Origin of the sequence: Streptomyces sp. ISL-10, assembly GCF_018614575.1 — a bacterium.
GTDB lineage: Bacteria > Actinomycetota > Actinomycetes > Streptomycetales > Streptomycetaceae > Streptomyces.
In genome coordinates this window covers 38107-63372 of record NZ_JAGGOJ010000045.1, presented here as the reverse complement: position 1 = coordinate 63372, position 25266 = coordinate 38107, and the positions used below count along the sequence as shown (strand labels likewise).

Annotated in this window: 22 protein-coding genes and 1 pseudogene; 8 read left to right on the top strand and 15 right to left on the bottom strand. The window is 72.3% G+C overall.

The window, feature by feature from the left end:
• Nucleotides 1-294: pseudogene (locus tag J7E88_RS33990) on the bottom strand (hypothetical protein); the annotation flags it as partial.
• A gap of 309 nt (nt 295-603) precedes the next feature.
• On the opposite strand from J7E88_RS33990, the gene J7E88_RS33985 reads away from it, so the two are divergent.
• A complete protein-coding gene (locus tag J7E88_RS33985; RefSeq protein WP_215187350.1) occupies nt 604-1254 on the top strand; it encodes a class F sortase in 651 nt (216 codons plus the stop codon).
• A gap of 48 nt (nt 1255-1302) precedes the next feature.
• Here the strand turns inward: J7E88_RS33985 and J7E88_RS33980 are convergent, their stop codons facing one another.
• Complete coding sequence (locus J7E88_RS33980; RefSeq protein WP_215187346.1) at nt 1303-2160, bottom strand: polysaccharide deacetylase family protein; 858 nt, start codon at nt 2158-2160, stop codon at nt 1303-1305.
• A gap of 475 nt (nt 2161-2635) precedes the next feature.
• Between J7E88_RS33980 and J7E88_RS33975 the strand changes: the two genes are divergently transcribed.
• Both J7E88_RS33975 and J7E88_RS33970 read left to right on the top strand, forming a co-directional pair.
• On the top strand, nt 2636-3253 hold the full coding sequence (locus tag J7E88_RS33975) for a sigma-70 family RNA polymerase sigma factor (protein WP_215187345.1): 618 nt from the start codon (nt 2636-2638) through the stop codon (nt 3251-3253).
• Nucleotides 3254-3338: 85 nt separating this feature from the next.
• A complete protein-coding gene (locus J7E88_RS33970; RefSeq protein ID WP_215187344.1) occupies nt 3339-3854 on the top strand; it encodes a hypothetical protein in 516 nt (171 codons plus the stop codon).
• Between the two features lie 164 nt (nt 3855-4018).
• Here J7E88_RS33970 and J7E88_RS33965 read toward each other — a convergent pair whose 3' ends face one another.
• From J7E88_RS33965 to J7E88_RS33945, 5 genes are all read right to left on the bottom strand, one after another.
• A complete protein-coding gene (locus J7E88_RS33965; protein ID WP_215187343.1) occupies nt 4019-5239 on the bottom strand; it encodes a sensor histidine kinase in 1221 nt (406 codons plus the stop codon).
• On the bottom strand, nt 5236-6969 hold the full coding sequence (locus J7E88_RS33960; RefSeq protein WP_215187342.1) for a cation acetate symporter: 1734 nt from the start codon (nt 6967-6969) through the stop codon (nt 5236-5238). Before J7E88_RS33960 ends, J7E88_RS33965 begins: the two co-directional genes overlap by 4 nt.
• A gap of 3 nt (nt 6970-6972) precedes the next feature.
• A complete protein-coding gene (locus J7E88_RS33955) occupies nt 6973-7353 on the bottom strand; it encodes a hypothetical protein (RefSeq protein WP_215187341.1) in 381 nt (126 codons plus the stop codon).
• A gap of 428 nt (nt 7354-7781) precedes the next feature.
• On the bottom strand, nt 7782-8051 hold the full coding sequence (locus tag J7E88_RS33950; RefSeq protein WP_215187340.1) for a hypothetical protein: 270 nt from the start codon (nt 8049-8051) through the stop codon (nt 7782-7784).
• Nucleotides 8052-8207: 156 nt separating this feature from the next.
• On the bottom strand, nt 8208-9029 hold the full coding sequence (locus tag J7E88_RS33945; RefSeq protein WP_215187338.1) for a LytTR family DNA-binding domain-containing protein: 822 nt from the start codon (nt 9027-9029) through the stop codon (nt 8208-8210).
• Nucleotides 9030-9187: 158 nt separating this feature from the next.
• Between J7E88_RS33945 and J7E88_RS33940 the strand changes: the two genes are divergently transcribed.
• Nucleotides 9188-9856 (top strand): anti-sigma factor, encoded by a 669-nt coding sequence (locus J7E88_RS33940; RefSeq protein WP_215187336.1) that lies wholly within the window; start codon nt 9188-9190, stop codon nt 9854-9856.
• A 19-nt stretch (nt 9857-9875) separates the two neighbouring features.
• On the opposite strand, the gene J7E88_RS33935 is transcribed toward J7E88_RS33940, so the two are convergent.
• From J7E88_RS33935 to J7E88_RS33920, 4 genes are all read right to left on the bottom strand, one after another.
• Entirely contained in the window at nt 9876-10736 is an 861-nt protein-coding gene (locus tag J7E88_RS33935; protein ID WP_215187335.1) for an Fpg/Nei family DNA glycosylase, read from the bottom strand.
• A 597-nt stretch (nt 10737-11333) separates the two neighbouring features.
• On the bottom strand, nt 11334-12698 hold the full coding sequence (locus J7E88_RS33930) for a wax ester/triacylglycerol synthase family O-acyltransferase (protein ID WP_215187333.1): 1365 nt from the start codon (nt 12696-12698) through the stop codon (nt 11334-11336).
• 103 nt (nt 12699-12801) lie between these two features.
• The gene (locus J7E88_RS33925) at nt 12802-14877 is read right to left on the bottom strand and encodes a SpoIIE family protein phosphatase (RefSeq protein ID WP_215187331.1); all 2076 of its coding nucleotides are present in this window, start codon (nt 14875-14877) and stop codon (nt 12802-12804) included.
• 54 nt (nt 14878-14931) lie between these two features.
• A complete protein-coding gene (locus J7E88_RS33920; protein WP_215187329.1) occupies nt 14932-16116 on the bottom strand; it encodes a DUF6777 domain-containing protein in 1185 nt (394 codons plus the stop codon).
• A gap of 157 nt (nt 16117-16273) precedes the next feature.
• On the opposite strand from J7E88_RS33920, the gene J7E88_RS33915 reads away from it, so the two are divergent.
• The 3 genes from J7E88_RS33915 (at nt 16274) to J7E88_RS33905 (ending at nt 19384) form a co-directional block, all read left to right on the top strand.
• Nucleotides 16274-17098 (top strand): YndJ family protein, encoded by an 825-nt coding sequence (locus J7E88_RS33915; RefSeq protein WP_215187328.1) that lies wholly within the window; start codon nt 16274-16276, stop codon nt 17096-17098.
• Nucleotides 17095-17652, top strand: a complete 558-nt coding sequence (locus J7E88_RS33910) for a DUF1990 family protein (protein WP_251023610.1) — start codon at nt 17095-17097, stop codon at nt 17650-17652. The genes J7E88_RS33915 and J7E88_RS33910 overlap by 4 nt, the downstream gene beginning before the upstream one ends.
• 325 nt (nt 17653-17977) lie before the next feature.
• Nucleotides 17978-19384: a lipase maturation factor family protein gene (locus J7E88_RS33905; protein WP_215187327.1), complete on the top strand. Its 1407-nt coding sequence runs from the start codon at nt 17978-17980 to the stop codon at nt 19382-19384.
• Between the two features lie 120 nt (nt 19385-19504).
• Here the strand turns inward: J7E88_RS33905 and J7E88_RS33900 are convergent, their stop codons facing one another.
• From J7E88_RS33900 to J7E88_RS33890, 3 genes are all read right to left on the bottom strand, one after another.
• Nucleotides 19505-19675, bottom strand: a complete 171-nt coding sequence (locus J7E88_RS33900; RefSeq protein WP_215187325.1) for a hypothetical protein — start codon at nt 19673-19675, stop codon at nt 19505-19507.
• Nucleotides 19676-19972: 297 nt separating this feature from the next.
• Nucleotides 19973-21436, bottom strand: a complete 1464-nt coding sequence (locus J7E88_RS33895) for an SDR family oxidoreductase (protein ID WP_215187323.1) — start codon at nt 21434-21436, stop codon at nt 19973-19975.
• 489 nt (nt 21437-21925) lie between these two features.
• Nucleotides 21926-22633: a (2Fe-2S)-binding protein gene (locus tag J7E88_RS33890; RefSeq protein WP_308307706.1), complete on the bottom strand. Its 708-nt coding sequence runs from the start codon at nt 22631-22633 to the stop codon at nt 21926-21928.
• A 391-nt stretch (nt 22634-23024) separates the two neighbouring features.
• Between J7E88_RS33890 and J7E88_RS33885 the strand changes: the two genes are divergently transcribed.
• The gene (locus tag J7E88_RS33885) at nt 23025-24062 is read left to right on the top strand and encodes a DMT family transporter (protein WP_215187320.1); all 1038 of its coding nucleotides are present in this window, start codon (nt 23025-23027) and stop codon (nt 24060-24062) included.
• On the opposite strand, the gene J7E88_RS33880 is transcribed toward J7E88_RS33885, so the two are convergent.
• A complete protein-coding gene (locus J7E88_RS33880) occupies nt 23943-25241 on the bottom strand; it encodes a peptidoglycan DD-metalloendopeptidase family protein (RefSeq protein ID WP_215187319.1) in 1299 nt (432 codons plus the stop codon). The genes J7E88_RS33885 and J7E88_RS33880 overlap by 120 nt on opposite strands.
• Nucleotides 25242-25266 lie beyond the last annotated feature (25 nt).

Below are 25266 nucleotides of genomic sequence, written 5' to 3'. Positions count from 1 at the left end.
GCCACCCCGGTTACCCCCATCGCCCCCAATGCCACCCCGGTTGCCACCGTCGCCTCCAACGCCGCCCCGATCGGTGCGGGAGAGCACGGCGTCCGGGAAAGCGTTCGAACTGACGACGCCACCGCGGTGGCAGCCGTCCACGGTGATCGTCAGAGTGCCTCCCGGGAAGACGGCGGAGGGACTGACGTGGACGTTCCTCGGGCCGTCGCCACCGCCGGCGGCGGCCAGCGGAGCGCAGAGCCCGACGGCCGCGAAGGCGGTCGCGGTCACCGCGAGAGCGCGTGTAGCACACATCGTTGAACCTCCAGCGGAAGACGCTCCGGAGCGGCGCTCCGGCATATTCGACGAGTACGCCTTCCATGACGAACCCTCATCGCAGGGGGCATCACGCGCATGTCGGCCTTGGTCCACCCCGGTGAGGCGACACGCCGCGCGAGCGCCCAACCATCTGACGGACCCGCAGGTCACAGACCGTCAGGATTTTTATCTGCCGATTACTCGGATGGGCCACCCCGACCGGCCCCGCCACCCGTTCGCCCTTCCCTTCTCGCAGCCTCGGCGGACCGCACTTAGCGTGACCGCATGCGCACAATGGGGAGAATCATGGGCAAGGACATCTACGGCTCCGAGCCGAGACGACGCTCGCCCTGGGGCGTGCTGGCCCTCGTCATGCTCAGCGGCATCGCACTGATGAAGAATGGGGCGGATGTGGGCATCGGGCCGCCGCAGCCCGCGGCCGCCGCGTCGCTCGCCGGCCGCGCGGGTGAGACGTTCCTGCCCGTACCGCTCGAACCCCTGCCGTACGCGCCTCCGGCCCGGGTGCGCATCCCGTCGCTCAAGGTGGATGCGCCGATCATGGACGTGGGCCTGGACGAGAAGGGGTGGATCGCGGCCCCGCCCCCACAGGACCCCAACCTCGCGGGCTGGTACCAGAACGGTGTCGCCCCCGGTCAGCGGGGCACCGCCGTGATCGTCGGGCACGTCGACAACCAGGCGGGGCCGGCGGTGTTCTACGGTCTCGGCTCCGTGAAGCACGGCAACTTGATCGAGGTGCCACGGCTGGACGGCAGCACGGCCGTCTTCGAGGTGTACGGCGTGGAGGTGTTCTCCAAGCACGACTTCCCCGGCGTCCGCGTCTACGGCGACACCGGGTCGCCCGAGCTGCGAGTGATCACCTGTGGGGGCGGCTACTCGGAGGCGCACGGCTACGACGGCAACGTCGTCGTCTTCGCCCGCATGGTCAAGGCCCGCTGAGCGCGACCCGTTGCCGCCCGCGCCCGTTCGTGGCCGTCGCCCGCCCGCTCAGCGGCGCGGGACGGTGATGCGGTAGCCGTCGTCCAGCAGTCTCGGCAGATATCTTCGCAGGGCCGCGACGCTCTGGGAGCGGTTGCCGCCCGCGTCGTGAGACAGCACGACGACGCCCGGGGCCGCACCCTCCAGCACCCGCCGGACGATGGTGCGGATGCCGGGTGTCGTCCAGTCCAGGGTGTCGACGGTCCAGGCGAGCGGTTCCATGCCGAGTTCGGCGCCGATCGCGAAGGAGTGCTTGTTCCAGGCTCCGTAGGGCGCCCGGTACCAGAGCGGCGCTTCGCCCACCGTCTTGTCGACGACGTCGCTGGTGCGGCCGAGCTCTTCGCGGATCCGCGACGGTGCGAGGCCCGGGATCAGCGGGTGGGACCAGGTGTGATTGCCGATCACATGGCCGTCGTCGACCATCTCGCGCAGCAGGTCGCGTTGGTGCGTGGCCATCTCCCCGCAGACGAAGAACATCGCCTGCACACTGTGCTCGCGGAGCGTCGCGAGGATGTCGGGCGTGTACCGGGGGTCCGGTCCGTCGTCGAAGGTGAGCACCATCGTGCGCCCCTCCGCGGGCACCTTGAGGAAAGGTTTCGTACGCACCGGCGGCACCGCCGGGCGCAGTTTCACCGGGCGGTAGGCGGTCATGGGCTGCAGCCGGTAGGACGACGCACGCGGGGCCCGCCCCGCCCTCGGCGGGGCCGCGGGGCCGCGGGCCGGAGCGGGGGCGGGCCGGGGGGCGGTGCGTCCTGGTGTCGTGGTCGGCTCGGTGACGAACAGCCCGCCGAAGGCGGCGACACCGCCGAGGCAGGCGGCGACACGGAGCACCGAGCGGCGTCCGCGGAGCAGCTGATCCTTGTCCATGGCCCACTGCTCGCACGACTGATGCCGCGGACAACTGATCGACACCGCGTTGCGGGCAGGAATGACCCGTTGGGAGCAGTGCCACGAGCCGGGCGCGCGACGGCCGCGAGCCGGGCGCCCGGCCGGGGAGCATGAGCCTCGGTTGCGCGAGCGAGCATCCTGCTGTGCCTCGGGGGCGGTCTGCCATTCGATGCCCCCAACAGACGCCATACTGCGTTATTTCAGGCATATAGGGCCACCTGAATCCGCAGGGGAGGCTGGACGGAGTCAAGCGACGAGGCAACGTCGCTGGAACGGCCGTGTGCCGCCCGCCGGCCGCGCAGGCACGCGCCGGTCCGGTCGACCGCTCGCCGCACCACTCGCCGCTCGGTGCGACCGTTCGTCGACGCCCGCGGTACGGCGTCTGTCGCTGTGCTCGCGGATGCGTTCGTATACGCCACGTGGCAGCGACCGACGGGTGAAGGGGTGTTCGGCAATGGCAACAGCGACCGCGACGACCGACGAGCGGGCCATGGTGGAGCTGCAGCGTGAACACGGCCCCGCGCTGCTGAGCTTTCTGCTCGGCCTCACCTACGGGGACCAGCAGCGCGCCGAGGACCTGTTGCAGGAGACGCTGGTGCGCGCATGGCAGCACCCCGAGGCGTTCGACGGCCCCTACGAGTCCATGCGGCCGTGGCTCTTCACCGTCGGCCGCCGCCTCGCCATCGACGCCCGGCGCTCCCGGCTCGCGCGCCCCACGGAGATCGGCGACGGCGTGCTCGCCACCACACCGGACCCGGCCGACCCGGCGGAGAACGCGGCCCTGGCCCTCGACGTCCGTGCGGCGGTCGGCTCCCTGAGCCCCGAGCACCGCGCCGTACTCGTGCAGATCTACTTCCGCGGGCTGAGTGTCAACGAGGCCGCGCAGGCACTCGGCATCCCGCCCGGGACCGTCAAGTCGCGCTCGTTCTACGCGCTGCGTGCCCTCGCCCGGTGCCTGCCCGGCTACAGCAGGCGCACCGCGCCGCCCGCCCCACCGGCCACGGTGGGGCACGCCTCCCCCACGGACCACGACCACGACATGGCCGTATGCCGAACGTCACGCCGGAGTTGAGCAAAGAAGCGCCCCGGGACGTGTTGGACGGTGGAGGCTCGTCATCGAGGCCCGGACGTGACTGTTTCGGAAGTGGGTGGAAGGCGTGCAGCCCGAGAGTGCGAACGGCACCGGGGGACCGGGGCTTGCTGTCCCCATGGCGTGGCTGTGCGCCGAGTACACGGCCGAGGAGATGCTGCGGGCCGGCGCGCTCGTGGAGTACGGCTCGCTCGAGTACCGCGCGGGACGGCGGACCCTGGCGCTGACGATCCATCTGTCCGACGGCCCGGGGGCACCGGACGCACTGCGCTCAGCGGCCAGGATCGACGAATGGCTGTCGCTGACGTCCTACGGGCACCCCTGGCAGGAATGGGTCGAGGAGCGGCTCGCCGCCAGGGCGGCCCGTGAACGGCACGGCGCCTCGGACCCCGATCTCGCCCTGGCGACGGCCACCTGGGGCTGGCTGCGCGCCACCGAACTGCTCGCCGCCGACCTGGGGGACCTGGAGCCCTGGCATCCGGCGCTCCCGCTCGACGGCACGGTGGACGAGGCGGACAAGGTGTGGACCCCCGCCTGGCAGCTGGGGCTGCCGCTGGGGCATCTGGCGATCCACCTGTGGTGAGCGCCCGGTCGCCGCGGCGTGGCTGAGCGCCCGGTCGTGGTGGGCGCCGGTCGCCCCGGCGTGGGCGAGCGGCCCGATCGTGGTCGGCCCCCGATCGTGGTGGGCGCCCACCGTGAGGAGCGCCGACCTGCCCCGACGGACGCCGCGCCGGCACCTCCGCGTCGTCAGTCGGCGCGCCGGAGCGCCGAGGAGTGCACACCCGCACGGTACTTGGGGATCCGGATCGTGATCTTCATGCCGGCGCCGACGGCCGTCTCGATGACGAGCCCGTAGTCGTCGCCGTACACCTGGCGCAGCCGCTCGTCGACGTTCAGCAGCCCGATGCCCGACGAGGTGGTCCGTTCCCCCGCGAGGATCGCGCGCAGGACGCCCGGGTCCATGCCCACCCCGTCGTCCTCGATCGTCACCGTGGCCTCCGACCCCGCGTCCTGGGCAGCGATCATGATGCGGCACTCGTGGCGGGAGTCCTCCAGGCCGTGCTTGACCGCGTTCTCGACGAGCGGCTGAAGGCACAGGAACGGCAGGGTCACGGGCAGGACCTCGGGGGCGACCTGCAGCGTGACCTTCAGCCGGTCGCCGAAGCGGGCGCCCGCGAGGGCCAGGTACTGCTCGATGCAGCGCAGCTCGTCCGCGAGATGGGTGAACTCGCCGTGGCGGCGGAAGGAGTAGCGGGTGAAGTCCGCGAACTCCAGCAGGAGCTCGCGGGCGCGCTCCGGATCCGTCCGGACGAACGAGGCGATCGCGGCGAGCGAGTTGAAGATGAAGTGCGGGGAGATCTGGGCGCGCAGGGCGCGGATCTCCGCCTCGATCAGCCGGGTGCGGGAACGGTCGAGCTCGGCGAGTTCCAGCTGTACGGAGACCCAGCGGGCAACCTCGGTGGCCGCCCGTACCAGGACCGCCGACTCGCGCGAGCCGTGGGCGACCAGGGTGCCGAGGACCCCCTCCTCACCGGTCAGCGGTGCGATGACCACCCAGCGCAGCGGGCACTGAAGGTCCTCGCACCCGGAGTGCACACTCTGGCTGCGGCCCGAGTGCAGCACCTCGGCCACCCTCTCCATCACCTGCCGTTGGTGGTGGTCGCCTCCCGGCCCGTCCCAGGCGAGGACGCGTTCGCGGTCGGTCAGGCACAGTGCCTCGGTGCCGAGCAGGGAGCGCAGCCGCCGGGCCGCCTTGCGCGCGGTGTCCTCGGTCAGACCGGCGCGCAGCGGCGGGGCGGCGAGGGAAGCGGTGTGCAGGGTGTGGAAGGTGGCGTGTTCGACGGGCGTGCCGAGGTCGAGGTCCGGCTCCACGCCGCGCCGCGCGGCGATCCTGCTCAGTGCGAGGCCCAGCGCGACGCCGACGGCGAGCAGCACCGCCCCTGCCGCGACCGCTTCCGTACCGGTCATCGCTCCGCTCCTTCGGGATGCGGCCGGCCGGCGAGGTCCTCGGGGAGGTGGAGCCGGGCGAGGATCGCTGCGGCGCCGGCGGGTATGTGGCGGGCGGTCGCCAGGGAGACGGCCACCATGGTCAGGAAGCCGAGCGGTACCGACCACAGTGCGGGCCAGGCCATGAGGGTGTGCGGCCAGCCGTCCGGGGCGAGACCGGCGCGCGTGGCCATGACCGCGGTCAGGGCCGCCCCGCCGCCGAGGACCAGGCCGGCCGCGGCGCCGGGCGGGGTGAGCCGGCGCCACCAGATGCCGAGCACCAGCAGCGGGCAGAAGGAGGACGCGGCGACGGCGAAGGCAAGGCCGACCGCGTCGGCGACCGGCACGTTGCTCGTCACCACGGACAGGCCCAGCGGCACGGCCATGGCGAGCAGGGTCGCGAGCCGGAAGTCGCGTACGCCGCGCGAGGGCAGGACGTCCTGGTTGATGACCCCCGCCACGGACATCGTGAGACCGGACGCGGTCGACAGGAACGCGGCGAAGGCGCCGCCCGCGAGCAGGGCCCCCAGCAGTTCCCCCGTGAGCCCCCCGACCACCCGCTCCGGGAGCACGAGCACGGCGGCGTCCGCGGCGCCGGTGAGGGCCAGCTCCGGCGCGTAGATGCGGCCGAGTGCTCCGTAGACGGGCGGCAGCAGATAGAAGGCGCCGATCAGGCCGAGTACGACAAGGGTCGTGCGCCGGGCCGCCCGGCCGTTGGGGCTCGTGTAGAAGCGGACCGCGACGTGCGGCAGGCCCATGGTGCCGAGGAACGTGGCGAGGATGAGTCCGTACGTCGCGTACAGCTGGTAGCCGTCCCGCCCGCCCGAAAGGGGCTGGGACCAGCTGACGGGGTCCGTGCCGGAGCTGGTCCGTTCGGGCACCGCCGCGCCCTTCGGCAGCCGCAGCACGGTGCCCGCCTCGATGCGGTGGGTGCCCTCGCGGAGGGTCACCTTCTCGGCGTGGTGGCGGGTGCGGTCGACCGCACCGGTGACGGTCAGCGTGAGTGGTTCGTCGATTTCGACGCGTACGGTGTCGCCGATCCGGACGTCGGTGTCGGCGCGGAGCACGGCGGGTGCGTCGAAGCGGGCGCGGGGCGCGTCGTCGCCGGCCCAGGCAGCGACGAGGAACAGGGCGGGGACCAGCAGGGCGGTCAGCTTGAGCCAGTACTGGAAGGCCTGCACGAAGGTGATGCTCCGCATGCCCCCGGCCGCGACAGCGCCGGTGACGACGACGGCGACGACGAGCGAGCCGAGCCAGTCCGGGGCGCCGGTGAGGATCTCCAGGGTGAGCCCCGCTCCCTGCAGCTGGGGCAGCAGATACAGCCAGCCGATCCCGACGACGAACAGGGACGCCAGCCTGCGGACGGCGGCCGACTCCAGCCGGGCCTCGGCGAAGTCGGAGAGCGTGTAGGCGCCGGAGCGGCGCAGCGGGGCGGCGACGAGCACGAGGAGAACGAGATAGCCGGCGGTGTAGCCGACCGGGTACCAGAGCATGTCAGGGCCCTGGAGCAGGACCAGACCGGCTATGCCTAGGAAGGAGGCGGCGGAGAGGTACTCGCCGCTGATGGCGGCGGCGTTGAGGCCCGGCTTGACCGTGCGCGAGGCGACGTAGAAGTCGGAAGTGGTGCGGGATATGCGCAGGCCGAGCGCGCCGATGAGGACGGTGGCGAGCACCACGACGGTGACCGCGGCCACCGCGTAGGTCTGGTTCACGGGTCAGCGGCCTTCGACGAGCCTGGTGAAGTCGCGCTCGTTGCGCTCGGCCCGTCGCACGTAGCGGCGCGCGATCAGCCACATGACGGGATAGACGCCGAAGCCGAGGGCGGCCCAGACGAACGGGGCCGGGGAGTCGAGCGAGCCGCCGAGTGCGGCGGGCAGGGCGAAGAGGAGCGGCAGGGTGCCGACGAGCATTCCGAGCGCGCCGAGGGCGTAGAGCGCGGCCCTGAGCTGGCTTCGCATCAGCGAGCGCACATAGGTGGCGCCCAGCGTGGTCTGCTCGCTGATCTCGAATCGGGCGGGCGCGTGGCCGGGTGGCCGCCGGGTGCCACGCGGCACCCCGGTGACCACCTCGCGGCGCGGGGGCTGCTCTGCTGACATCGGCGTTACGCTCCGGCGTCTGTCTGCGAAGTGGGGAGGAGGAAAGGAGGGGCATCTGGGATGGGGAGTCTACGCAGCGGCGATCACGGCCGGTAGGGGCGAGCCTGCCGCCTCCGGGCCGGCCGGCCGAGGGAGCGGACGCGGGTGAATCGACCGGACCGAGTGAGCGGACCAGAGGGAGTCGACCGGAGGGCGGCCGGGGCAGGAGGAGCCGGGCCTGCGGCCGACCGGGCCCAGAAGGCCGAGGCCGGAGGACGCCGGGGCCGTAAGGGCCGGGGCCGGCTGGCAGCCGGGCCGAGAAGGCGGGCACCGAGGACGCCGAGACCGATGAGCCGGGCCGCGGAAGCCCGAGCGGGCGGCGGGCCGGAGCGCCCCTGGCCTCAGGACCCGGGCCCGAGGGACCGGGCCGTAGGGGCCTGATCAACCGGTCAGCGCGCCCCGGGGCTCGCACAGGCGCTGAGCGCGATCTCCAGCTCGACGTACGACTCCTCCGCGCGGCGGAACGCCACCTCCAGCGCCGCCTCGGTACGCGGACCCCCGAGGCCCTTGGACGCCTCTCGGATGTCCTCCAGCACGTCCGCCCAGCGGCCCGCCGCGCTGCGGGCGGCAGCGAGCAGCGTCTGGAGTTCGGCCGGGCCCGAAGGACGCACGGACGGCAGTCCGCGCAGTTCGTCCAGCAGTGCTTCGATGTCGGACATCAGGCCCCTTCCTCCCCGTTACGGCGGTCGTGATCAAGGTTAGGGGCCGTGCCGCGGCACCAGGTGCCGGCCAGGGTGTGCCTCGCCCAGCGGGTGGCGTACGTCGCCGTACGGCCCGCCGCCTGCGACGAACGGCCGTTCGCGGCCGCCGAACGGTCAGCCGCCCGCCCCGGGCACGACCTCGCCCGTGCTCTTGGGGCCGCGCGGCAGCATCAGCAGATCCCGTAGCTGGCGCGCGTGGCGGCGGCTGACGGCCAGCTCGGCGGTGCCCACGCGGACGGTCGTCGTCCCTGCGTCCAGGCGTAGTTCGTCGATGCGGGCGAGTGCCACGAGGTGGCTCCGGTGGATGCGCACGAAGCCGCGCGGGGCCCAGCGCTCCTCCAGCGTCGACAGGGGGATACGGACCAGGTGGCTGCCCTCAGAGGTGTGGAGCCGCGCGTAGTCGCCCTGGGCCTCGACATAGGTGATGTCGTCGACCGGTACGAAGCGGGTCACACCGCCCAGTTCGACCGGTATCTGCTCGGGCCCGGGGACGACAGTGGCGGCCGCGACGGGCACGGGCCTGCCGCGCTGTGCGTCGCGCTGCGGGACGATCAGCTCCCGGACTCTGCGCACCGCCTCCGCCAGCCGTTCCCTGCGCACCGGCTTGAGCACGTAGTCGACGGCCTTGAGGTCGAATGCCTGCACGGCGAAGCCCTCGTGGGCCGTGACGAACACGATGAGCGGCGGCCTGGCGAACCCGGCGAGCAGCCTCGCGACGTCGAGCCCGGTCAGCCCGGCCATGTGGATGTCGAGGAAGACGACGTCGATGGCGTCGTCGCTGTCGGGACCCGCCTCCAGTGCCCGTCCGATGCGCCGCAGCGCCTCGGTGGCATCGGTGGCACCTTCGGCGCTGCGGATCCGGGAGTCGGCACGCAGGAGGTAGAGCAGTTCCTCGAGCGCCGGTTTCTCGTCGTCGACGGCCAGTACGCGCAGCATGGTGCGGAGTGTAGGCGTGCCTCGGGGCCGGGACCATGTCCCCGTTCCCGTACGGGTTTGCGAGCGCGTCGGACGCCTCGCCGCCGGGTTGAGCAGAGCGCCTTCCTGCTGCGTATTCCAGGGTGACCGCCCGTAACATGAGGAATCGAGGACCCCCCATGAGCCGCCAGCAGCCGCACGAGGATGTGGCCGCCTACGCGCTGGGCGTCCTGGAACCCGCCGACGCATTCCGCTTCGAGGAGCATCTCGCCGAGTGCGTGATGTGCGCGGTCCGGCTCTCGGACTTCACCGACGTCGCCCGGTCCCTCGCCGAACTCGCCGGCCCCGCCCGTGTCGACGCCCGTCCCTCGCCCCGCCTGATGGACCGGCTCACCCAGCACGTGGCACTGGAGCGGCGGCGGGGCCGCAGGCGGAGGCTGCGGCTGGCGGCCGCGGCCGCGGTCCTGATCGTCGGCCTGCCCGCCGCCGTGGTCGCGGCGCAGGACGGCGCAGCCCCCGCCCCGCAGCCGGTCGTGGCGGCCGATCCGGTCACCGGGGTGCGGGCCACGGTCGCGCTGCAGGACCGGGGGTGGGGGACCTCGGTGGCGATGCGACTGGCGGGCCTGCCGGGGCCGCGCACCTGCCGGCTCGTTGCGATCGGCAAGGACGGAGTGGAGCATCCGGTGCTCAGCTGGTGGGTGCCGGCGGGCGGGTACGGCATGGCGGACGGCCCAGGGCACGCGGGGCCGCTGGACATCGAAGGGGGCACCGGGCTGCACACGGCGGAGATCGGCCGGTGGGAGGTGCGCGGCGAACGGGGCGAGCGTCTGCTGTCGATCGGCGGCTGAGCCGGGCAGCGGCACGCGATCACTTCAGCAGGCGCGAGAGCCTCCGGTCGGCGAGCGGCTTGCCGCCCGTCTGGCACGTGGGGCAGTACTGCAGGGACGAGTCGCTGAACGACACCTCGCGGATGGTGTCGCCGCACACCGGGCACGGCTCCCCCGTACGACCGTGCACGCGCAGTCCGCTCTTCTTCTCCGACTTGAGCCGGCCGGCCGCCACGCCTCGCGAGCGGGCGACGGCGTCGGAGAGGGTGGCGCGCAGTGCTTCGTAGAGCACATCGGCCTCGTGCTCGTCCAGCTGGTGGACGAGCTTGAAGGGCGACATCTTCGCCGCGTGCAGGATCTCGTCGCTGTAGGCGTTGCCGATGCCGGCGATCAGGCTCTGGTCGCGCAGCGCGCCCTTGATCTGGCGCCGCTCCCCCGCGAGTACGGCCGCGAAGGCGGCGCGGTCGAAGGAGTCGGCGAGCGGGTCGGGGCCGAGCCTGGAGATGCCGGGCACATCGGCGACGTCCCGTACGAGGTGGACGGCCAGGCGCTTGGTGGTGCCCGCCTCCGTGAGGTCGAAGCCCGCGCCGTCCACCAGGACCGTGCGCAGGGCGAGCGGCCCCTTGCCGGGCCGGGGCGGCGTCGCAGGGAACTCGTCCTTCCATTGCAGCCAGCCGGCCCGGGCGAGATGGACGACCAGGTGCAGACCGGCGGCGGTGACGTCGAGCCATTTGCCGTGCCGGTCGACGGCGGTGACGGCGGCTCCCTCGATCGCGGTCAGCGGGGGGTCGTACGTCTTGAGGACGCTGACGGCCACCGGCACGACACGGGCGATCTCACGGCCGACGAGATGGCCGTCGAGAAACTCTCGGAGCGCTTCGACCTCGGGCAGTTCGGGCATGTCTCCACCCTGCCGCACCGGGCGGCCCGTCGCATCGAGTACAGCCCGCGCGCGGGGGTCGCTGCCCGTGGCGCGGCCGGGTTCCACCGTCCGTGGACGCGTCCAGGTTCCACGATCCGTGGACGCGGGCGGTGTCACAGTCCGTGGACGCGTTCCGTGTCACAGTCCGTGGACGCGGGCGGCCGTCGCGCCGGAACGGCCCGTCGTTCCTCCTCGCCGAGCACGTCCGTGAGCTGCCGGGCCGCGTCGACGGCTTCGCCCTAGACGGCCGGCCGGCACACCGGCCGGTCGGACCCGAAAATCAGCCGCTCCGTCCGAAGGAGTCGAGCACGGTCCCGTGTACGCCGCAGGTCGCGCACGCTCCAGGCGGCTCAGTCGGCCTCCGTGACAAGCCCGGAGAGCATGCACATCGTTGGGTCGCTCGGCCGAGCCAGTACCGCAGCGGCCCACGCCGGCCAGTTCACCGCGGGCGACGGGCGGCTTGCCGAGGTGGCCGAGCCCAAAAGTGAGTCCGTTGACCCGGGCCGCGGCCTCGGCGACGGGCAGCTGAGAGGGCAGGATGACGAGGTCCGAGGCGAGTTCGGCATGGCGACGGCCTCATCCATGCGAAGCGTCCTCGTGCGCCCTGTGGCCGCAGACGAGGGCCAGCAGCTCGTCGAGCTCCTCCCGCGCCGCATCCGCCAGGCGGTCGAGGTCGGGCAGAGCCTTGCCGTCGGCGACGAGCCCGATGTGCACCTGGCCGCTGTACGTCGACATGGCCACCGCCAGGGACTGGCCGCGGGCGAGCGGCGCCATCGGGTAGATCTCGCGCAGGGGGCAGCCGCCGAGGGACAGGGCCGAGCGGGGCAGCGGCACGCTGGTGACGAGGACGTCGAAGAGCATCCGGGCCGCACCGCCCGCCAGCGGGGCGCCGAAACGGTGGGCCAGCGGCGGCAGCTGGTCGGCCAGCAGCGCGACGGCGCCGGCGCCGCGCGCCGGGCCCGCGGCCTTGTTGCGGTCCATGGCCTTCCGGACGGAGGCGAGGCGCAGCCAGGGGTCGGGTTCGGCGACGGGCAGCTGGAGCAGGTACGCGGACAGCTTGTTGCCCGCGCCGGGCGGACTGCCGGGGCGGCGGCGCGAGACCGGTACCAGGGCGCGAGGGCCCGCGGCGGGCAGCCGTTCGCCACGCCCGTGCATCCAGCGCCGGAGCGCGCCGGCGACGACGGCGAGCAGGACGTCGTTGGCGGTACCGCCCATGACCCGGCGCACCTGTTGCACATCGTCCAGGGGCAGGACTGCGGTGCCGAGCCTGCGGGTGCCGCTCGGGGCCGCGGTCAGGGCGGGCAGTCCGCGGGGGTCGAGCCGGCTGGCCCGTACGACGGAGGCGCCGACGCCGACCGCGCGACCCAGTTCCTCGATACGGTCCTGGGCGAAGTCCGCGAGACCGCGCGGCCCGGCGAGCCAGGAGCGCGGGGGCAAGGGGCGGGCGCGGCGGGAACCGGTGCGGCGGACGTCGGCGATCTCGTCGAAGATGCCCGCGCCGATGGCGACGGCGCGCATGCCGTCGGCGAGGGCGTGGTGGAGCTTGACGAGGACGGCGAAGCGATCGTCGCGGGCGCCGCGCAGGAGGTACATCTCCCACGGCGGCAGACCGCGTTCAAGGGGACGTTCCATCAGCTCACCGGCCGCGGCCGTGACCTCCGCGGTGAAATCGTCCCCGACCAGGCTCACTTCGCGGACATGGCGGCGTACGTCGAAGTCCTTGGCGGTGCTCCAGGCCGCTCCGCCGACGGGCAGCAGGACGTCGCGCACACGCATCCTCAGCCGGGGGATGGCGGCGGCGCGGCTCGCCAGCAGATCGACGACGCCCGCCGCGCCGGGCCGGGACTCGAAGAGCGCCAGAGCGCCCAGGTGCATGGGGTGACCGGCGGATTCCAGATGCCAGAACGCCAGGTCCAGCGGGTCGAGCAGCTCAGAGCTCAAGTGATCCTCATGTCTTCCGGAGGCCGGGAGTCGCAGTCAACCGCTTTCTATCGGTTACGGTCAAGTATGATCTGTTCACGCACAGTTAACAGTCGTCGAACCATCAGGTCTCGAGCCTGTCGGGGATGAGGAACTCGCACCACACGCATTTTCCGCTCCCCCGCGACTCCACGCCCCAGCACTCGGACAGCCGGTCGATCAGCATCAGGCCCCGTCCGGAGACCCCTGACTCCCCCGCGTCCCGCCTGCGCGGCAGCGCACTGGAGCCGTCCTCGACCTCGATCCTCAACCGCCGTTCGCTGCCCGACAGCACCCGTACGGTCACGAAGGCCCCGCCGTCCGTGTGCAACAGCGCGTTGGTGATCATCTCGTCGGCGGCGAGCTCCACCTCGTCCACCCGCTCCCGCGCGCCCCAGGCCAGCACTGCGGCCCTGACCATGTGCCGCGCCGAGCGCAGCGCCTCCGGGTCGTTCTGTCCGACGTGCTGCTGGAGGCGGCCGCCCGCCTGGGCCGTGATCGCGCCTCTGCGGCGCAGCAGCAGCAGGAGGGCCACGTCGTCGTCCCCGGCACGCTGGTCGACGACCTCGCACATCCGGTCGGCGAGCAACTGGAGGTCGCGCGGCCCGTCGTGCACGAGGGCGGTCAGGAACTGCATGCCGTCGTCGAGGTCGGCACCGGGCTGTTCGACCAAACCGTCGGTGAAGAGCAGCAGCGTCTGCCCCGGGTCCAGTTCGACCGTGCTCACCGGGTATTCGAGCCGGCCGAACTCGGCCGAGAGCCCGAGCGGCAGCCCGCCCGGCACCGGCACTCTGCGGCAGCTGCCGTCCTCGTCCCTGATCAGCGGATCCACATGGCCCGCGCGCACCGTCTGCACCACGCCGGTGGACAGGTCCACCTCCGCGTAGGTGCAGGTGGCGAACCGGCCGGTGTCGAGCTCGTGGAGAAAGACCGAGGCGCGGGCCATCACCGTGGCGGGAGGGTGCCCCTCGGCCGCGTAGGCCCGCAGCACGATGCGGAGCTGCCCCATGACGGCGGCCGCGTGCGTGTCGTGGCCCTGTACGTCGCCGATGACGGCACCGACGCGGCCGCCGGGCAGCGCGATGATGTCGTACCAGTCGCCGCCGATGTCCCGGCCGAGGCGGGCGGAGCGGTAGCGCACCGCGATCTGCGCGCCGGGCACCTCGGGAATGCGGCGGGGCAGCATCGCCTGCTGGAGCCCCTCGGCGAGGTCGTGCTCCTGCTCGTACAGCACCGCGCGCTGGAGGCTCTGCGCGATGCTGCTGCCGAGGGCGACCAGAAGGTTGCGGTCCTCCAGGGTGAAACCGGTCTTGTCCCGGTACAGCAGCCCGAGGGCCCCGATGGGCCGGGCCTGGGCGATGAGCGGCAGATAGGCGGCGGCGGAGATGCCGAGGCCCTTGATGTGCGGCCACAGCAGGGGGTACGACTCGGCGAAGTCCTCCTTGGACTCGATGAAGCGGGGAGTGAGCGTGCGCACCACTTCGCTCATCGGGTACTGCTCGTCGACGCGGGTGTAGCGGGTGCCCGGCACGAAGGCGTCCTCCGGGCCCTCGGCGACCAGATGGATCCGTCCGGATTCGAGCAGGCCCATCACGAGGCTGGTCGCGCCGAGAAGTTTCAGGCCGTGCGACCCCTTCAGCAGTTCGATGACGTCCTGGATGGTGCGGGCGTGGGCGAGCGCGGCCGTCGTGGACTCCACGACGCTGGCCTGGCGGCGGCGTTCCACGTCCACCTCGACGCGTGCGCTGGAGTCGGCGAGTTCCTGGGTGGCGTCCCGCACTATGCCGATGATGCGTACGGGGCGGCCGGTCTCGTCCCGCCGCACGCACGCCTGGGTGTGCGTCCAGCGCAGCGTTCCGTTACGGCAGCGGATCCGGAAGTAAGCGCCGTATCGGTCGTTCCCGCGCTTGAGTGCCTGCGCCACCATGGAGTCCAGCCGGACGGCCTCGTCCGGCGGCACCCGTACGGCCAGGCTCGCCGGGTGGCCGTCGTACTCGTCCGGGTGCAGATCGAACACGTCGAGACCGGGCTCGTCCAAGTGCATGAGACCGCTGATGAGGTCCCAGTCGAAGGAGCCCATGCGGTTGAGCGTCAGACTTGTGTCCGCGTGCGCCGGCCAGTCGTCGGGGAGCGACAGGGCACTTGCTGCCCGATCAGCCATGGAGCCACTCTGCCATCATTCATTGCATTCCACGACCGGATCCGGCGGGCTCCTTCAGCCCTGGAAGCCGTCCGGCCCCCCGGCCGCCGCCGCAGGCGGCACCGGGTCCGGATCGACCGGCGCCTGCGGCTCCAGATCCGGGACGGGCGGGTCGGCCGGCAGCGGCTCGACCTCGTCCTGCGGCGGCTCGTAGGGGAAGTCCGCGGGGGGCACGGCACCCGGGTCATCGGGCAGGGGCTGGTCAGGCAGAGGCTGATCGGGCAGAGGCTGATCGGGCTGGGGCTGATCGGGCTGGGGAGCCGGGGCCTGGGGCGCGGGGGCCTGTTGCGGCGGGGGCTGGGGCGCCGGTGGGCCGTCGGGCCCGGTGGCCGGGACCGAGGCGTCACCCTGCATGGCACCGGAGGACTCGGTACGCGTGAGGTCCGAGAACACCTCGTCGGGGTCGACGGGCGGCAGGACCGCCGGGCGGGCGTCCTCCTCCCCGTCGGTGCCGGTGGGCCGTTCGATCCAGGTGCTGTCGGCGATGTTGACGATCACGAGGTTGTTCACGACCTGGGTGGCCGGCTTGATCACGACGACGCGGTCACTGCGGTGGCCCGACCACGCCGCGCCCTCGATCACCACTGGGCGCTTCACGGCCATCGGCGGCTTCAGCGGATTGCCTCCGGCGCAGCGCACCCGGGGAGCGCCGTACTCGTCCACGAGCACAGCGGTCCCGGCCTGGAGGACGGCCTGGAAGGCGGCGGCTTCGCCGTCACGGAAGCCGTAGCCGGTGATGCGGGTGTCGGCACGGAGGACGACAGGGGTGAGGCCGCGCAGGAACGGGGCGATGTCCTCCTGATCGATGCCGGCGCCCTCGGCGAAGGCCCGGACCTTGTTCTTGTTCTTGTTCTTGTTCTTGTCCGCGCCGTCCGCGCCGTCCGCGCCGAGGTGGCGGACCAGGGCCTCGACGTCGCAACTCGCGGTCTCCTGGACGCCTCCGTACAGACCAGGGGTCGAGCCCAGCATCGTGCGCAGGCTCGTACCTCCGCCCGCCGGGCTCTTGGGAGCCGGCGCCACGGGCGGCGGCGCGAAGGGGGCCGGGGCGGACGCGGTCGACGCCGTGAAGGGATCCGGGCCCCTGGCAGCGAGGGGCTGGAGGAGCACGTCCGCCGAGTCCGCCGCGCGGCTCTCGCCGCCGCATCCGGTGGCCAGCGGCCCCACGCACAACGCGGCGACCGCCGCGACCAGACGATGCATCGGTGAGCGCACCAAGATCTCCCGTCTCCTGCAAATCCGAGATGTCCCTCTCTTTCTGACGGACAGACAGACGAGGCGCGACTTGAACGCGTTCAATTGAGCACCTAAGCTTCACCCCAATGAATTGAACGTGTTCAACCATGGGGGTGGCTGCCTGATGTCCGCACTGGTCAACATGATCGTGATGCTCGGAATGCTCTTCGTGGTGCCTGCGGGACTGCGTCTGATCGACCCGGTCGGGCTCGCGTCCATTCGGCGCACATGGCCGTTGTTCGCGGTGGCGGGTTCCGTCGCCCTGTGGCTTCCGCGCGGTGCGGCCGCCGTCGCACTCGCCGCTGTCTACGGCGTGGGCACACTGCTCCTGGCCGCCCAGGCCCCGCGCCGGCTCGTGCGCACGCGGTCGCTCGCTCCCGCCGAGTTCGCGGTGCTCACCGCACTGGTGACACCGGCGGTCGCGGGCGTCGCGCTGGTCGCCGAGCGGGCCGGTCACGAGCTGTTCGGCTTCACGCTGCCGATCCTGGCCCTGACCGTGCCCCACTTCCACTTCGCGGGCTTCGCGGCGGCGCTCGTCGCTGGGCTGGTGTGCGAAGCGGCGGGCGCGGCCGGCCGTCTCGCCCGGTTCACGGCCCTGAGCGTGCCGGTCGGCACCGTGCTCGTCCTGGGCGGGTACTTCGTGGGCGACTGGGCCGAGCTGTTCGGCGCAGTGGTGCTGACCGCGGGTATGTGGGCGGTCGCATGGCTGACCTGGCGCGACGTCCGCGGCGGCGAGCGGGACCGCGGCACGCGGGCACTGCTCGGCGTCTCGGCGGCCGTACTGGTTGCGACGATGCTGCTCGCACTGAGCTGGGCCGTCGGCGAGGCCGCCGACCTGCCACACCCGGACCTGACGTGGATGGCGGCCACCCATGGCCTCGGCAATGCGCTGGGCTTCGCCCTCTGCTCAGTGCTCGCCTGGCGACGACTGAAGGAGAGTGCCGTATGAACCGCCCGATGAACCACTCGCAGGACATGCGAGGCTCGTTCACCTACCCGGAGACGGGCGCCACCCGGCACGGTCCGCTGCCGGACGGCTACCAGCATCTGCACCACACGACCCGCGTCGGCCGCGGCCGCGCGGCATTCGAGCAAGCCGGGGCCGCGGTGACCGGCTGGGACATGCACCGCAGGTCCGGAGCCCGAGTGCGGGCCACCGCCGCACGGGCCGAGGCCGGGGTGCGGGTGCAGGTCTCGCTGGGCGCCGGGCCATTGCGGCTGGCCGCTCCGTGCGAGGTGGTCTGGGCGGCGTACGAGCAGGACCGCATTGGCTTCGCGTACGGGACGCTGACCGGCCACCCGGAGCGGGGCGAGGAGTCGTTCGTGGTCGACATCCGCGAGGACGGCTCGGTGTGGTTCACGGTCCTGGCCTTCAGCCGCCCCGCCGCCTGGTACACCCGGCTCGCCGGGCCGCTCGTGCCCGTGGCGCAGCGGCTGTACGCCCGGCGGCTCGGCCACACGCTGCGGCGGATCGCCGCCGGCGCCGGGCGGCCGTCCGACTGACGGGCAGGACCGGAGCCGACCCGACGGGGCCGCCGTCCAACCGACCGGCAGAGCCGGAGCCGACCCGCCCGGACGCCCGTGCGAACCTGGCGGGACCTGAGGCCCAACCGCCCCGGCCACCCACACAACCGACCCGGCACGACCGCACCCCACCAACCCCGGACGCCCGCCCAACCGGCCCGGCACGACCAGAGCCCAACCAGCCCGGCGCGGCCGCCAATCGATCGGCGGGGCCGCACCCCACCAACCCCGGCCACCCACACAACCGACCCGGCGGGGCCGGCCAACCGATCGGCGGGACCGGAGCTGCCCGATACTGAGAGGGATGGAATGGTTCGGCGACGATGCCTACTGGCTGAGCCGGCTGGTCTTCCAGCGGGCTCTGGCCGCCGTGTACCTGGTCGCCTTCCTCTCCGCGGCGCTGCAGTTCCGTGCGCTGATCGGCGAGCAAGGAATGCTCCCGGTGCCGGCGTTCCTGCGCCAGGTGCCGGCCCGGGCCGCGCCAAGCCTGTTCCGGCTGCACTACAGCGACCACCTCTTCGCCTTCGTCGCCTGGACCGGCGTCCTGCTCTCGGCGGCCCTGGTCGCCGGGGCGGCCGATGATGTGCCGCTCGGTGGCGCGATGGCGTGGTGGGCGGTTCTCTGGGCGCTCTATCTGTCGATCGTCAACGTCGGCCAGACCTGGTACAGCTTCGGCTGGGAGTCGCTGCTGCTGGAGACCGGGTTCCTCGCGATCTGGCTCGGCAATGAGCGCACCGCGCCGCCGGTCGTCGTGCTGTGGCTGCTGCGCTGGACGCTGTTCCGGGTGGAGTTCGGCGCCGGACTGATCAAACTGCGCGGCGACCGGTGCTGGCGCGAGCTGACGTGCCTGTACTACCACCATGAGACCCAGCCGATGCCCGGCCCGCTGAGCTGGTACTTCCACCATCTGCCCAAGCCCGCGCACCGGGTCGAGGCGGGCGCCAACCATGTGGTGCAGCTGCTGGTGCCCGTCCTGCTGTTCACCCCGCAGCCGGTCGCGAGCATCGCGGCGGCGCTGATCGTGGTGACGCAGCTGTGGCTGGTGCTGTCGGGCAACTTCGCCTGGCTGAACTGGCTGACGATCGTGCTCGCCCTGCCCGCCGTCGACGGCTCGCTGATCGTCGACGGGCCCGAACTGTCACGCGCGCCGCTGTGGTACGCGGTCGTGGTGCTCGCCGTGTCCGCGGGGCTGCTGGCTCTGAGCTACCGGCCCGTGCGCAACCTGTTCTCGCGGTATCAGGCCATGAACCGCTCCTACGACCCGTTCCATCTCGTCAACTCCTACGGGGCGTTCGGGACGGTGGGCCGGGTGCGTTACGAGATCGTGATCGAGGGCACGGACGAGCGCGTGGCCCACGCGGGCACGGTGTGGCGCGAGTACGGCTTCAAGGGCAAACCGGGCGACGTCCGCAGACTGCCCCGTCAGTTCGCGCCGTACCATCTGCGGCTCGACTGGCTGATGTGGTTCGCCGCACTGTCCCCCGCGTACGCCCGGTCATGGTTCCTGCCGTTCGTGGAACGGCTGCTGGAGGGCGACCGGGACACGCTGCGCCTGCTGGCCCGCAATCCCTTCCCGGACGCCCCGCCCGCGCAGGTGCGCGCGAGGCTGTACCACTACCGGTTCACGACCCGGCAGGAACGGCGGCAGACGGGGGCGTGGTGGCACCGGACCGCCGTACGGGACTTCCTGGCGCCCATGAGGCTGCACTGAACGACGGGCCCGCGGCCGCCACGTGAGCCTGTGGGGAACAACGCCGGTGCGCGGCAGGAGCCATGAGCAGCCCCGTGCCCCCTGCCGGGGCGGGCAGGGGGCACGGGGGCACAGCGCAGATCAGTCGATGCCGGGAAGGATGTGCGGCTCGGCCAGGTCTTCCTCGTACCCGGCGAGTCGGATCGGGGCCGAACGGGCCCAGACCTCGAGGTTGCGAATCTCTTCGGCCTTGCCGGGCCGTTCGCCGCCGTCCTCCGACGGCCGCTTCTCGTGCTTCACATCTGGTGTCACCGCGCACTCCTCTGTGTCGCGTATGTGGGACAGGGCAGTTGGGTCGCGGTGGCGCCGTCAACTCTGGCGGGACCGCGGCCGGGTTGAAGACCTGTCCCAGGAGGGCCGAAGGGGATTGGTAAGTCCCTTGGAGGCCGTCCATTCACCCCAGGGTAACCAAATGAGCGGACCTGCGCTCGATGGGGCCAATAATGCGGCTCAATTCACGCCAACGACCCCCTCTGGATGGACAACGGCCGGTGCACCTGCTGGTGCACCGGCCGAAAGGGGTGACGGTATGGGTGAATTACCCGTTTCCTACCAGTTGGCGAGGCCGTAATCCTTGAGGAAGCAGCCGAACAGGTCCTCGCCGCTCTCGCCCCGCACGATCGGGTCGTACACGCGGGCGGCTCCGTCGACGAGGTCGAGCGGGGCATGGAAGCCCTCGTCCGCCAGTCGCATCTTGTCCGGGTGCGGGCGCTCGTCGGTGATCCAGCCGGTGTCCACGGCGGTCATCAGGATGCCGTCGCTCTCGAACATCTCCTGCGCGCTGGTGCGGGTGAGCATGTTGAGCGCGGCCTTGGCCATGTTGGTGTGCGGGTGGCCCGCCCCCTTGTAGCCGCGGCTGAAGACGCCCTCCATGGCGGAGACGTTCACGACGTACTTGCGCCGGCCCCGGGCCGCCGCCATCGCCGGGCGAAGCCTGCTGATCAGGATGAACGGCGCGGTCGAGTTGCACAGTTGCACCTCGAGCAGCTCCACCGGGTCGACCTCGGAGACCGTCTGGATCCAGCTGTTGCTGTCGTGCAGGTCGGGGACGAGGCCGCCGGCGTCGATGGCGGTACCGGCCGCGATGCGCTCCAGGGACGCGGAGCCGCTGACGAGCGCGAGGTCGGTGACCTCCTGGGCGCTCAGGCCCTCGCCGCGGGACGAGGGCAGGGCGGCGACGGAGTCCACGGCGCCGCTGCCGAACGTGCCGATGACCTGGGCGGGCGGCAGCTCGCCCGTCGGCAGCGGGGCAGACTCGGCGACCACGAGCTCGCGGTACGCCTGCGGCGAGCGGCGCACGGTCTGGGCGGCGTTGTTGATCAGGATGTCGAGCGGACCCTCGGCGGCGACCGAGTCGGCGAGGGCGACGACCTGGGCCGGGTCGCGCAGGTCGATGCCGACGATCTTGAGCCGGTGGATCCACTCGTCGCTGTCCGGCATGGCCTTGAAACGGCGGATGGCGTCGTTGGGGAAACGCGTGGTGATCGTGGTGTGGGCACCGTCGCGGAGCAGCCGCAGCGCGATGTACATGCCGATCTTGGCACGGCCCCCGGTGAGCAGGGCCCGCTTGCCGGTCAGGTCGGTGCGGGCGGCACGGCGGGCGCGGTTCTCTGCGGCGCACTTCTGGCACAGCTGGTGATAGAAGGCGTCGACCTCGACATAGCGGGTCTTGCAGATGTAGCAGGAACGGGGGCGCTGGAGTATGCCCGCGATCTCCCCCACGACGGACGAGGAGGGCAGCAACCCCTGCGTCTCGTCGTCGATGCGCTCGGCGGAACCGGTGGCGGTGGCCTCGGTGACGGCCCTGTCGTGCGCGGTCTTGGCGGCGCGGCGCTCCTGCCGGCGGCGCTGCTTGACCGTCCGGTAGACGCCGGCGGTGGCGCGGCGCACCGCGATGGCATCCGGGTGGTCGATGTCGAGCTTGTCGAGCTCTTCGAGCACGCTCAGGCAGACGGCCAGACGCTCGGGGTCGATGCCCGGTCCGTATACCGGGCTGTCCTCTGTGACGGTCATGGCCTGTGTTGTTCCTCGATCACTCGAATGCCGGAGTTTCAAAAGCGCGATTTTACCGAGTGATGAGGTGCCGGCCAAATGACGAGCGTCACCCAAGGACGGTGCGGTCGGGCGGAGTGCTGCGCGCCCAGTGATCCGGTCGGCCCGCCGCGTTGCCCGTGGGGCGTGGCGGCCATGAGCGGACTGGCCGATTCCGTGCGCTGGCCGACTGGGCCGATTGGTCTGGACATGTGACGAGAGACACCACATCACGGCAACCGCTTGCATCAGACGGCATACGGGTCCTTGGGCGGGCGGTGAGTGGCGGGGAGGGGGCCCGGCGGTGCCGCAGGCCGTTCGTCGGTTGCGGGCGGGCGGATCCGTTTCCCGCCAGGTTTCACCATCCGCACACAGATCCCCCGGATTGCACCCCACTATGTGATCCGACAAGGCCACCGACCACTCGGAAAATGGGGGGGTGGGGCATGCCGGATGGGGGTCCGGCATGCCCTACCGGGATCCCGGCACGCGGTCGAACACGCAGTCCCCGCACAACCCGCCGACCGGGCAGCGGTAGTACAGGCAGCAGGTGCGGCGCCGCAGTGCGGGACCGTGCACGGTCCCCGACAGGTCGGGGTGGGCGAACAGCTCGTCCGCGAGCGCGGCCGCCTTCTCGGCGACCTCCGGCCGCCCGGTGCGCCCCGCCCACGCGGTCAACTCCCGTACGGCACCGGCGAGGGCCGAGCCCGCGTTGCCCCACAGCAGCCGTGCCGAGATCCGGGTGTCTCGGCGCAACGCGTCCGCGAGGGGGACGAGATGCCGCAGCTGGACGCTCTCGCGGACGGCGGTCGCGCCCCCGCCCCCGGCCGACGGGCGCGGCTCCCGCAGCACCAGATCGTCGGGCGACGTCCTGCGCGGGTCCCAGTGCAGAACGGCCGGGTCCAGATCGGGCACGCAGTCGTGGAGTACCGCGGAGCCCAGGGCCACGGACCACAGGCGCGCCGCGAGCCCGAGGTGGGCCACCGAGGCGGCGACGCGCCGCTCGGGTGCCCCCAGCCGGGCGGAGACGGCGTCGACACGCCAGGTGAGCAGGGAGCCGTCCCCTGGCTCCGCCGCGTACACGTGCGCGAGCGGGGTGTGCCCCGTGCCGGGCTCGCCGGCCCGCAGCGCGAAGAACCCTCCCACGGACGCCGTCTCCGCCCACCGTGCCGCCTCCACACCGCTCCCCTTTTCTCCCACCCGAAGCTCTCCCGCCATATCTCTCCCACCCGTGCCGGACCGCCCGTATCTCTCCCACCCGTGCCGAACCCGTGTCTCCCCCACCCGTACCGGCTCGTGGAAATTCCGGTGACGCCGTGCGTGATCACCGTAAGGATGTCCCGGTGCCCGGCGGCGAACGACGCCGGTGTCACTGCCGCGCGCGCGGCAGTGACGCACATCGGATACTGGGGATGAACCCGCGCGCCGAGCGGGTCGGCGGTCCCCCCGATCCGCCTGCGCCCCCGCCGGAAGGGGGAGTCGGACGTCATCCCGTACTACGTCAGCAGTACGGACAAGTGCCTGCTCAAGAACGACGACGTGAAGGCAGAAGGGGGACAGGGTAATCATCATGAGCTCCCTCGCGCTGTCCGTGCTCCTGTCGCTGGTCTCCGCGGTCGCCTACGCGGCCGGGGCGATCCTCCAGGAGCACGTGGCGACCACCACGCCGTCCCGCCCGTATGCGCCGCTCAACCGAGGCGGTTGGTGGGTCGCCGTGCTGCTCAACAGCGTGGGCGCGGTACTCCACGTCGTCGCGCTGGCGTACGGGCCGCTCAGCGTCGTGCAGCCGCTCGGCGCGCTCACCATCGTCTTCGCGCTGCCGATGGCGGCGCTGTTCGTACGGCGCGGGGCAGGGCCGACGGCCTGGCGCGGCGCGATCATGGCGACCGCAGGGCTCGCCGGGCTCCTCGCGCTGACCGGGGGCTCCGCTTCCCAGTCGCTGGGCGGCGTGGAGCGCGCGGTGCTCGCCGCGGTGACGATCGGCACGGTTGCCCTGCTCTTCCTGGGCGCTCAAGGGGTGCGCCGGCCGATCGTGCGCAGCGTCCTGCTGGCCGGAGCGGCGGGCGTCGCCTTCGGTATCGCCTCGGTGTTCACCAAGACCGTCGCCGTCGACTGGGACTGGAGCGCGCCGCTGACGCAGTGGCCGAGCCTGCTCGTCGTGGCCGTGCTCGCGGTCGGGGGGCTGCTGCTGTCCCAGGCGTCGTATCGCGGAGCGGGCCTCGCGGCCCCGCTCGCCACGGTCACCGTGGTCAACCCCGTGGTGGCCGCGGCGGTCGGGATCACGCTGTTCGGCGAGGACTTCAGGTACGGGCCGGCGGGCACGGTGCTGGCGCTCGGATGCGGTGTCGTGGCCGCGGGCGGGCTCGTCCTTCTGACGATCGAGCGGCTGGGCAACGGCGTGCAACCCCGGGACCGCCACGTGCACCGGGAGCGCTCAGAGGGGCGTGCGACCTTGTCGGGAGATCGCGTCGCTCCCCCGCGCGCCGGATCAGATCGACACGCCGCCGGCCCTGAGGTAGGCGAGGGGATCGATGTCGGACCCGTATCCCGGTCCGGTGCGGATCTCGAAGTGCAGATGCGGTCCCGTGCTGTTGCCGGTGGATCCTGAGCGGGCTATCCGCTGGCCTGACGTCACCTGCTGGCCGGTGCGCACGGTGAGCGCGGAGAGATGCGCGTACTGGCTGTACCGGCCGTCGCGGTGCCGGATGACGACCTCGTAGCCGTACGCGCCGCCCCAGCCGGCCGACACCACCGTGCCCGCCGCCACCGCCTTCACCGATGTCCCGGTGGGCACGGGGAAGTCGACGCCCGTGTGATACCCGCTCGACCAGGAGGAGCCCGCCTTGCGGTAGGCGGTGGACGGCCCGGCGGTCACGGGTGCGCTCAAACCGGCATGCCGCTCGGGCCGGGACTCCGCCTTGGCCTGCCTGTCGGGCTTTGGTTGGGGCTTGGGCTTGGGCTGCTGTTCCGGCTGGGGCCTGGCCTGCCGCTGGGGCCTGGCCTGCTGCTGGGGCTTCGTCTGCTGCTGGGGCTTCGTCTGCTGCCTGGGCTCGGCCTGCGGTTTCGGTGCCTGCTGCCGGGGCGCCGGCGGCTCGGCGGCGGGCGCTGTGCGCTCCTTCGGAGGAGCAGCGGGAGCGGCGGGAGCTGCCGCCGTGGCGCGCAGGACCAGTCGCTGGCCGGGGAAGATCAGGTCCGGGTCGTCGCCGACCACGGCGCGGTTGTCCGCGTACAGCCGCTGCCATCCGCCCCTGACCCGCTCCTTCTCCGCGATGCCGGACAAGGAGTCGCCGCGGGCGACCGTGTATCCCTCCCGCTGGGTCGGAACGGTCGTGGGCGAGGCCGCGCGTTCGAAGGCCAGCGCTCGCTTCGGCTCGGCGTGCACAGCCGGCGCCATGGCGGGTGCGTCCCCGCCCCGGGTGAGCCGGGCACGCTCCGAGCAGGTGGGCCAGGCGCGCTCGCCCTGCCCTTCGAGAACCTTCTCGGCGATGGCGATCTGCTGGTCCTCGGTGGCGAGGTCGGCGCGCGCGGCGTATCGGATCCCGCCGTAGGCCTCCCAGGTGGACTGGGTGAACCGGAGCCCGCCGTCATGGCCGTTGCCGGTGTTGATCTTCCCATGGCCCGTGGACTCGCAGGCCGCGACCTTCCCCCCGAGATCGCCGGATGCCGCGTGGGCCGATCCCGCGCCGATCAGGGGAAGCGCCATGCCGGCGCCGCCGACGGTGACGGTGAGCGATGCGCGGTTGATACGACTCGGCTGATATCGACGGTGCCGACCGGTTCCGGCCATGGTGTGCTCCCCCACTACATGTAGG